At 68.1% G+C, this 9,196-nt stretch carries 7 protein-coding genes and 1 tRNA gene; 5 read left to right on the top strand and 3 right to left on the bottom strand.

Annotated features, from left to right (window positions below):
• The first annotated feature begins 226 nt into the window (after positions 1–226).
• Both ACFWGJ_RS37415 and ACFWGJ_RS37410 read left to right on the top strand, forming a co-directional pair.
• Complete coding sequence (locus ACFWGJ_RS37415) at positions 227–1,609, top strand: pyridoxal phosphate-dependent decarboxylase family protein (protein WP_387333431.1); 1,383 nt, start codon at positions 227–229, stop codon at positions 1,607–1,609.
• The gene (locus ACFWGJ_RS37410; protein ID WP_387333430.1) at positions 1,606–3,033 is read left to right on the top strand and encodes a lysine N(6)-hydroxylase/L-ornithine N(5)-oxygenase family protein; all 1,428 of its coding nucleotides are present in this window, start codon (positions 1,606–1,608) and stop codon (positions 3,031–3,033) included. Before ACFWGJ_RS37415 ends, ACFWGJ_RS37410 begins: the two co-directional genes overlap by 4 nt.
• Before the next feature lie 43 nt (positions 3,034–3,076).
• On the opposite strand, the gene ACFWGJ_RS37405 is transcribed toward ACFWGJ_RS37410, so the two are convergent.
• Positions 3,077–4,891 (bottom strand): bifunctional metallophosphatase/5'-nucleotidase, encoded by a 1,815-nt coding sequence (locus ACFWGJ_RS37405; RefSeq protein WP_387333429.1) that lies wholly within the window; start codon positions 4,889–4,891, stop codon positions 3,077–3,079.
• A 207-nt stretch (positions 4,892–5,098) separates the two neighbouring features.
• On the opposite strand from ACFWGJ_RS37405, the gene ACFWGJ_RS37400 reads away from it, so the two are divergent.
• Together ACFWGJ_RS37400 and pyk are read left to right on the top strand one after the other, a co-directional pair.
• Positions 5,099–5,824: an SIMPL domain-containing protein gene (locus tag ACFWGJ_RS37400; RefSeq protein ID WP_387333428.1), complete on the top strand. Its 726-nt coding sequence runs from the start codon at positions 5,099–5,101 to the stop codon at positions 5,822–5,824.
• Positions 5,825–5,978: 154 nt separating this feature from the next.
• Positions 5,979–7,415: a pyruvate kinase gene (pyk, locus tag ACFWGJ_RS37395; protein WP_387333427.1), complete on the top strand. Its 1,437-nt coding sequence runs from the start codon at positions 5,979–5,981 to the stop codon at positions 7,413–7,415.
• Positions 7,416–7,425: 10 nt separating this feature from the next.
• Here pyk and ACFWGJ_RS37390 read toward each other — a convergent pair whose 3' ends face one another.
• Positions 7,426–8,187: a transcriptional regulator gene (locus ACFWGJ_RS37390; RefSeq protein ID WP_387333426.1), complete on the bottom strand. Its 762-nt coding sequence runs from the start codon at positions 8,185–8,187 to the stop codon at positions 7,426–7,428.
• A 106-nt stretch (positions 8,188–8,293) separates the two neighbouring features.
• Positions 8,294–8,368: transfer RNA gene (locus ACFWGJ_RS37385), tRNA-Leu, on the bottom strand.
• A 98-nt stretch (positions 8,369–8,466) separates the two neighbouring features.
• Between ACFWGJ_RS37385 and ACFWGJ_RS37380 the strand changes: the two genes are divergently transcribed.
• The gene (locus tag ACFWGJ_RS37380) at positions 8,467–9,135 is read left to right on the top strand and encodes an ANTAR domain-containing response regulator (protein ID WP_107017560.1); all 669 of its coding nucleotides are present in this window, start codon (positions 8,467–8,469) and stop codon (positions 9,133–9,135) included.
• The last annotated feature ends 61 nt before the right edge of the window (positions 9,136–9,196 follow it).

Here is a 9,196-nt window from a genome sequence, read left to right as displayed (position 1 = left end):
GTTCCCCGCGCCCCTTAAGGGGCAAAAGCTGGGGCGCAGCCCCGCTTTTGAGGGGCGCGGGGAACTGCGCGGCCAGCCCCCACCGGCCCGCCCCCGCCCACCGGCCGGACAGCGCCCCCTCCGCCGAAGGCAACCACCACACTTTCGGGTACCGATCACCGAACTCCCTGCGCCCCGAGCGGAACGCGACAACGCTGGAAACCCCGTCGCGCGCCCCGGAGGCCCCATGAGCACAACCCTCGCCTCGGGCCCCCAAGGCCCGGACAACCTGCGCCCGTTACTCGACACCGTGCTCGACGCACTGAAGACGGGCGCCGCCACCCGCCCGGGCCCCCTCCCCGCCGGCGGCCCCCCGGACGTCACCGCCCGCCTCCGCGAAGCCCTCGGCAACCCCCTCCCCGAGCACGGCGACGACCACGCCCTCCACACCCTCGTGCACGCCTTCACCGCAGGCGCCGCAGACCCCGCCCACCCCCACTGCACGGCCCACCTGCACTGCCCACCCCTCGCCGTCGCCACCGCCGCCGACCTCGCCGCCTCCGCCCTCAACCCCTCCCTCGACTCCTGGGACCAGGCCCCCGCCGCCTCCGCACTGGAAACCCTCGTCACCCGCGCCCTCGCCGCCGAGGTCTATCCCCCCGCCGAGCAGAAAACCGTCCCCGACGCCCTCGTCACCACCGGCGGCACCGAAGCCAACCAGCTCGCCCTCCTCCTCGCCCGCGAACAGCACCCCCACGTACGGCTCGTCCAGGCCGAGAACGCCCACCACTCCCTCCACCGCGCCACCTGGCTCCTCGGCCTCCCCGAACCGGTCACCGTGCCCGCCCCCGCCGGCACCCTGGACCCCGCCGCCCTCGACCAGGCCCTCACCGCACTCGGCGGCCCACCCGGCACCGTCCTCGTCGCCGCCACCGCCGGCACCACCGACGCCGGACTCATCGACCCGCTCCCCGACATCGCCACGATCTGCGAAACCCACGGCGCCCGCCTCCACATCGACGCCGCCTACGGCGCGGGCCTCCTCCTCAGCGACCGCCACCGCCCCAAACTCGACGGCCTCGCCCGCGCCCACACCGTCACCCTCGACCTCCACAAACTCGGCTGGCAGCCCGTCGCCGCAGGCCTCCTCGCCGTCCGCGACCCCCACGACCTGCACGCCTTGCGCCACCACGCCGACTACCTCAACGCCGACGACGACACCGAAGCAGGCCTGCCCGACCTCCTCGGCCGCTCCCTGCGCACCACCCGCCGCGCCGACATCCTCAAAATCGCCGTCACCCTCAAAACCCTCGGCCGCCAAGGACTCGGCGCACTCGTCGACCAGGTCTGCGCCCACGCCACCACACTCGCCGAACTCATCGACGTACACCCGCACTTCGAGCTCTACGACCACCCCACCATCAGCACCGTCCTGTTCCGGCCCGCCCATGCCGCCGACACCACCGTCGCCGACGCACGCCGCACCCTCCTCACCCAGGGCCACGCCGTCCTCGGCCGCGCCCGGCTCGACAACCGCCTCTGGTTCAAAGCCACCCTGCTCAACCCGCACACCCGCCCCGACGACCTCGCCGCGCTCCTGAAACTGGTGGAAGGACACACCGCCCGATGACCCCGCCCGCCACACCCCCCACGCCCCCCGTGCACCACCAGACCGAAGCCCCCCGCGACCTCGTCGGCATCGGCATCGGCCCCAGCAACCTCTCCCTCGCCGCCCTCGCCCACCCCCTCACCGAACTCGACACCGTCTTCTACGAACAACACCCCACCTTCGACTGGCACCCCGGCCTCCTCCTCGAAGGCGCCACCCTCCAAGTCCCCTTCCTCGCCGACCTCGTCACCCTCGCCGACCCCGCCAGCCCCTGGACCTTCCTCAACTACCTCAAGACCCGCGAACGCCTCTTCCCCTTCTACTTCTCCGAGCGCTTCCACATCCACCGCGCCGAATACGCCGCCTACTGCCGCTGGGTCAGCGACAGCCTCCCCGGACTCCACTTCGGCCACCAGGTCGACGCCGTCCGCTGGAACCCCGAACGCGACGTCTTCGAAGTCGACTTCACCCAACTCGACACCGACGGCGAAGCCGAAGCCCTCGGCCGCACCTACACCAGGAACATCGCCCTCGGCATCGGCACCGCCCCCCACATCCCCGAACCGATGCGCCCCCTCGCCGAAGCACCCGGCGTCCCCGTCATCCACGCCGCCGACTACCTCACACACCGCGAGAACTTCCTCACCGCCGACCACATCACCGTCATCGGATCAGGACAGTCCGGCGCCGAAGTCTTCCTCGACCTCCTCAGAAACCGCCCCGCGGGCCGCGAGAGAATCCACTGGCTCGCCCGCACCGAGGCCTTCGCGCCCATGGAGTACTCGAAACTCGGGCTCGAACACTTCACGCCCGACTACACGCGCTACTTCCACGCCCTGCCCGAACCCGTACGCGACCGGCTCGTCCCCGCCCAATGGCAACTCCACAAAGGCATCGACGCCGACACCATCGCCGCCATCCACGACGAGCTCTACCGCCGCACCCTCGACGGCGGCTGGCCCGACACCGTCCTCACCCCCGGCGTCCACGTCCGCACCGCGGGACGCATCGCCACCACCAAGATCGAACTGCACCTCGAACACACCCAGCAGGCCGGCCGCTCCCGCATCACCACCGACGCCGTCGTCCTCGCCACCGGCTACCGCGAACGCCCCCTCGACCGCATCCTCGCCGGACTCGACCCCTACATGCGCCGCGACGCCTCCGCACGCCCCAGGATCGACGACCACCACCGCCTCGTCCTCGACCCCTCCGTCACCGGATCCGTCTACGTCCAGAACGCCGAAACACACACCCACGGCGTAGGCGCCCCCGACCTCGGACTCACCGCCTGGCGCAGCGCGAGCATCCTCAACTCCCTCACCGGCAAGGACCCCTACCCCCTGCCCGGCCGCACCGCCTTCACCACCTTCGGACTCACCCCCCACCCCCAGATCCCGTCCGCCCGCCGACCCAAGACCCTCACACCACTGGTGGCCGACTGAAAAATCAGCCGGCCACCCCGAAGAACACCCGCGCAAAACCGATCTAGAAGACCGGCGTGCCCTCACGCGTCAGCTTCCAGTCCACCGACGCGAACTCCTTCGGATCCAGCGAACCCTTCGCCGTCACCCACTCCGCGATCCGCGTACGAATCTCCGTCGACTCCGCCCACAATTCCTTCGCCGACGCCACGTGCGGGAACGCACCCCCACCATTCGCCCGGTAGTTGTTCACCGCGAACACGAACTGCTGCGCATCGTCCAACGCCGCACCGTTGAAGGAGAGGTTCTTGATCCGCGACCCCGCCGCCTGCGCGATGTCGATGTCGTACGACAGCCCCGACACGTAGTCGTAGTTGTAGTCCGGCCGGTTGCCCGCGTTCGTCAGCTTCTCCACGTCGACCGCCGCACCGGCCGCAGTCCGCACGAAATACTCCGCCGAGAACTCCAGATACGCCCGCACCTGCGCACCCGTCAGCAACTTCGCGACCAACGTGTTGTCGTACACGTACAGACTCGACAGATCCCGGATCGTCACATCCCCCGCCGGAATCTCCGACGTCCGCGAGAACGGCGAGGCCTGCGACAGCACCGGCAACGACGCGTACTCCGTACCCGCCAGCGCCGCCCTGACCACGTCCTCCTGGACCTTCGTGATCAGGTCGATGATCGGCGCGTCCTTGTACCGCGCCTCCACCGTCGTCAACGTCTCCGTCGCCGTACCCACCACCTGGTTGACGTACGCCACGACCACGGCATGCTCGTCCTTCAGCAACTTCGTGATCTTCGGGTCGTCCGCCACCGCATTCGAGTTACGGACCGACGCCGCCACCGACTCGACCGACCAACGGCCCTTCTCGAAAACCAACTCGAAGTCGAACAGCGAAAGCCGCTCCGCATACGCCAACGGCTCCGACAGCACCACCGTCTTCCCCGACTTCGTGTTCGTCACCTTCAGCTCGGGAATCTCCACATGCGCGTGCCCGACCAGAATCGCGTCGATCCCCGGCACCTGCTGCGCCACCAGAGCCGCCGAATTCTCCACGTACGGCAACTGGTCACCGTACGACGACGTACCGGAAGACCCGCTGTGCGCGGACACGACCACCACGTCCGCACCCATCGACCGCAGCTTCGGCACCCACTTCGCCGCCTGCTCCTCAAGACCCGGGAACACCAGCTTCCCCTGCACATACGCCTTGTCCCAGATCGCGATACCCGGATTCGTCAGACCGAGCACCGCGACCCTGACCGGCGGAGCACCCTTCACATGGAACGTCTTCATGAAATACGGAGGGAAAGCCGGCTTCAGCGTCTTCGCGTCCAGCGCATTCGCACCCAGCAGCGGGAACCGGCACTGCTGCTCGAACTTCCGCAGCGTCTCGATACCGTAATTGAACTCGTGATTCCCCAGCGCCACCGCGTCATAACCGATCGCGTTCATCGCCTGCGCCATCGGATGCACCGGACCGCCCTTGGCGGTGATCGGGTCCACCTTCGCGTAGTAGTACGTCAGCGGCGTGCCCTGAATCGTGTCACCCGCGTCCAGCAGCAGCGTGTTCCCGCGGCCCTTCTCCTTGCGCACCGCGTTCACCAGCGTCGAGATACGCGCCAGACCCTGCGCGTTGCCCGCCGCGTCCTTGTACTCCGCGTCCTTGAAGTAGTCCCAGTTGAAGACATGACCGTGCAGATCCGTCGTCCCCATCACCGTCAGCGAATACCGCTTCGGCTTCGGCTTCCCGTGACCGTGCCCCGTCGCCACCGCGGCCTCCGCACTCGGCGCAGCGGCCGCACCGGCCAGAGCGACCCCGGCCCCGGTCACAGCGGACTTCTTCAGGAACTTCCGACGGTTCAACGGCATGACGGGCTACTCCTCGGAGGAACGATCAACGACGCGCGTAGATGTCGACGCGAAGAGCGGCCCGCATCACAACAACGCGCGTAGATTCTGACCCGATCACCCCACCCGGCAACACCCCCCGCAGGTTTCGATCTGATGACCGGCAGACACCACGACCGGCCCGCCGGGAACACACGCGACCGGCCCACCGGTGCCACAGTGGTACGCATGACCTCCGCACCCGAACACCCCGGGCAGCCCGCACCCGCCACCCCCTACGGCACCCCCGCGGCCCCCCGCATCGCCGTCCGCGGCGAAGCCCACCTCGAAATCGACCCCGAGATCGCCCGCATCGGCATCACCGTCAGCGCCCGCGGCACCGACCGCACCGACGCCCTCAACGACCTCACCCGCCGCAACACCGCCGCACTCGACCTCATCAAGACCTACGGCGACGCCGTCGAAAAACTCGAAACCGGCTCCTTCTCCATCACCCCCGAACTCACCAAGCACGGCCGCGGCGAACGCATCCGCGCCTACCACGGCCGCGTCCACCTCACCGCCGAACTCACCGACTTCACCGCCCTCGGTGAACTCACCACCCGCCTCGCCGACCTCGACCTCACCAGCATCGACGGCCCCTGGTGGGCCCTCCGCCCCGACTCACCCGCCCACCGCCAAGCCCGACAGCAAGCCGTACGCGAAGCCGTCCAACGCGCCCGCGAATACGCCGAAGCCCTCGGCACCACCCTCGCCGCCCTCGTCGAACTCGCCGACATCGACGCCGAGAACCCCCAGCCCTACGCCATGGCGGCCCCCCAGTTCGCCATGCGCTCCAAAGGCTTCGACGCCGGCGCCCCCGAACAAGCCCCCGCCCTCGACCTCGAACCCGAAAGGCAACACGTGTATGCACAGGTCAACGCCCGCTTCACCATGTCACCACCAGCACTCTGAAAGCCCGCTGAAGGTCCTTTGGGGAACTCCCGAAATGCTCATCGGAGCACCCCCGCGCACAATCCAACCCTTGTCAATATCCCTTCACGCAAAGGTTGTTGAGTAGTCATGCAGCGCCAATTCCCTACCCACTGGTAAGCCCTAGGCTCGGACCATGCGCCGAGCAAAGATCGTCTGTACATTGGGCCCCGCCACCGACTCCTACGACCAGATCAAAGCACTGGTCGAAGCCGGAATGGACGTAGCCCGCTTCAACCTCAGCCACGGCGGCTACGCCGACCACGAGGAGCGCTACCAGCACGTACGCAAGGCCTCCGACGAGACCGGCCGCAGCGTCGGCATCCTCGCCGACCTCCAGGGCCCCAAGATCCGACTCGGCCGCTTCACCGAAGGCCCCGTACTCCTCGAACGCGGCGACACCTTCACCATCACCGTCGAAGAGGGCACCCAGGGCGACCGCCAGACCTGCGGAACCACCTACGCCGGACTCGCCGCCGACGTCACCACCGGCGAACGCATCCTCGTCGACGACGGAAAAGTCTGCCTCGAAGTCACCTCCGTCGACGGACCCCGCGTCCACACCACCGTCGTCGAAGGCGGCATGGTCTCCGACAACAAGGGCCTCAACCTCCCCGGCGTCGCCGTCTCCGTCCCCGCCCTCTCCGACAAGGACGAGAACGACCTGCGCTGGGCGCTGCGCACCGGCGTCGACGTCATCGCCCTCTCCTTCGTCCGCAGCGGACGCGACATCGAGGACGTCCACCGGATCATGGACGAGGAGGGCCGCCGCCTCCCCGTGATCGCCAAGGTCGAGAAGCCGCAGGCCGTCGACAACATCGAGGACATCGTCGCCGCCTTCGACGGCATCATGGTCGCCCGCGGCGACCTCGGCGTCGAGATGCCCCTGGAGCAGGTCCCGATCGTCCAGAAGCGGGCGATCAAGCTGGCCAAGCGCAACGCCAAGCCGGTCATCGTCGCCACGCAGATGCTCGACTCGATGATCGAGAACTCCCGCCCCACCAGGGCCGAGGCCTCGGACGTCGCCAACGCCGTCATCGACGGCACGGACGCGGTGATGCTGTCCGGCGAGACGAGCGTCGGCAAGTACCCCGTCGAGACGGTCGCCACGATGGCCCGCATCGTCGAAGCGGCGGAGGAGGACATCCTGGCCAAGGGCCTGCCGCCCCTCACCGACCGGAACAAGCCCCGCACGCAGGGCGGCGCGGTCGCCCGGGCCGCCGCCGAGATGGGCGACTTCCTGGGCGCGAAGTTCCTGGTCGCCTTCACCCAGTCCGGCGACACGGTCCGCCGCCTGTCCCGCTACCGTTCGCCGATCCCGCTCCTGGCCTTCACCCCGGACGAGGCGACGCGCTCGCAGCTGAACCTGACGTGGGGCGTCGAGACATTGCTCGGCCCGCACGTCGACTCGACGGACGCGATGGTCGACCAGGTCGACGAACTCCTCCTGAAGCACGGCCGCTGCAAGAAGGGCGACATCGTCGTCATCACGGCCGGCTCACCCCCGGGCGTCTCCGGCTCGACAAACCTGGTCCGAGTCCACCACATCGGAGAGGACGACAGCCCGAAGTAGGGGGCTGGGTTCAGTACTTGGGCCCTACGTGGAGGTCCATGAGGGCTACGGAGGCGCGGCGGGCGACGGAGATGTTGCGCCGGTTCGCCGGCTTCCAGTCGACGCCGACTTTATCGAGGGTGTCGGTGAAGAGCCGCATGATGTCGCTCGACAAGTTGGTGAAGAAGTACCGGGGATATTCGTAGCGCCTGGGCTCGCCTTGGACGAGGCGGGTGGTCCAGTTGGTGATACGGCACCCGTCGGAGTGGATGAGCCCCCGGACGAACTCCCACGGGTGGGCGTCGACGATCTCCTGCTGCCAGGGTTCCAGAGCGATGGTGCGCTCATGCTTCTTGCCCGGGCCGTGCTGAGGGAAGAAGCAGGGCCAGTGCTTGCTGGCGGCGGTGACCGCCACGCAGCCGTCCTTCTTCACGCGAGACACGGTGTTGTCCGGGCGAGCGGACCGCATCGCGGCCTCGCAGGCGTCGATGAGGCCGGGCCAGGCGTTGTCGCACACGATGCGGAGGTAGTACACGCCTCTGCGGTGGGCACTGACGCAGCCGTCGCCGAGATAGAGGCCGAGGAGATACGCGTAGGCACCCGGATCCTCGGGCGGCCCTGGCACACCTTGACAGCGGGGGCACGGCTTGCCGGCGTGTTTCAGCGGCTCGATGCGGGTCTGCCAGGAGCGCAGGGTCGCGGGTGAGACGCCTGTCTCATTGCTGACGGAGTTCAGGCTGCGGCCCTGGCCGACCAGTGCGAGCGCCCGCTTGCGTGTGCTCATGTCGTACATGTGGACACCCTGTGCGCGGGGGCCGAACGACGCGCAACAAAAAGCGGATGTTCACGAGAACGGGAACATCCGCTTTATTGTGCTGACCTTGGAATCAAAGGAAAAGTGCCCCAGGTGGGATTCGAACCCACACTGTCCGCTGTTTGAGAGCGGCCTCTCTAACCAGTTGGAGTACTGGGGCCTTGGAAAGGAAGGGTTGCGACCACCCCTCGGCCCACTACCTTACCGTAGCTAGGTAGGCTCTTGGGAGCAGTACCTGCCCCATAAAGAGGAGCCCCCGTGACCGCCCCCGAGTCGCCCCAGCCCGTAGACGCGCCCGACGACGACAAGTCGCACGTGCCTCCGCTGACGACCCGTGTCGTCATCGCCGAGGACGAGGCGCTGATCCGTCTCGACCTCAAGGAGATGCTCGAAGAAGAGGGGTACTCGGTCGTCGGTGAGGCCGGTGACGGTGAGGAAGCCGTCGAGCTCGCCCGGGAGCACCGCCCTGACCTGGTCATTCTCGATGTGAAGATGCCCAAGCTGGACGGGATCTCGGCGGCCGAGAAGATCGCCGAGGAGTCCATCGCCCCCGTGCTGATGCTGACCGCGTTCTCGCAGCGCGACCTCGTCGAGCGGGCGAGGGACGCCGGCGCGATGGCGTACCTGGTGAAGCCGTTCAGCAAGAGTGACGTCGTTCCGGCCATCGAGATGGCGGTCTCGCGGTTCACGGAGCTGAAGGCGCTGGAGAAGGAGATCGAGGATCTCACCCAGCGGCTGGAGACGCGGAAGCTGGTGGACCGTGCGAAGTCGGTGCTGCAGACGGAGTACGGCCTGACCGAGCCGGCCGCGTTCCGGTGGATCCAGAAGACGTCGATGGACCGTCGTATGTCGATGCAGCAGGTCGCCGAGGCGGTCATCCTGGACGCGGATGAGAAGAAGGCCGACAAGAAGGCTTCCAAGGGCTGATCGGCGAGCGTTCGCGGACGGCCCTGTACGGCTGAGGCCCGCACCCCGGATTCTCGGGTGC

It is taken from the genome of Streptomyces sp. NPDC060205, assembly GCF_042728395.1.
GTDB lineage: Bacteria > Actinomycetota > Actinomycetes > Streptomycetales > Streptomycetaceae > Streptomyces.
This window is presented reverse-complemented; position numbering and strand designations above follow the sequence as displayed.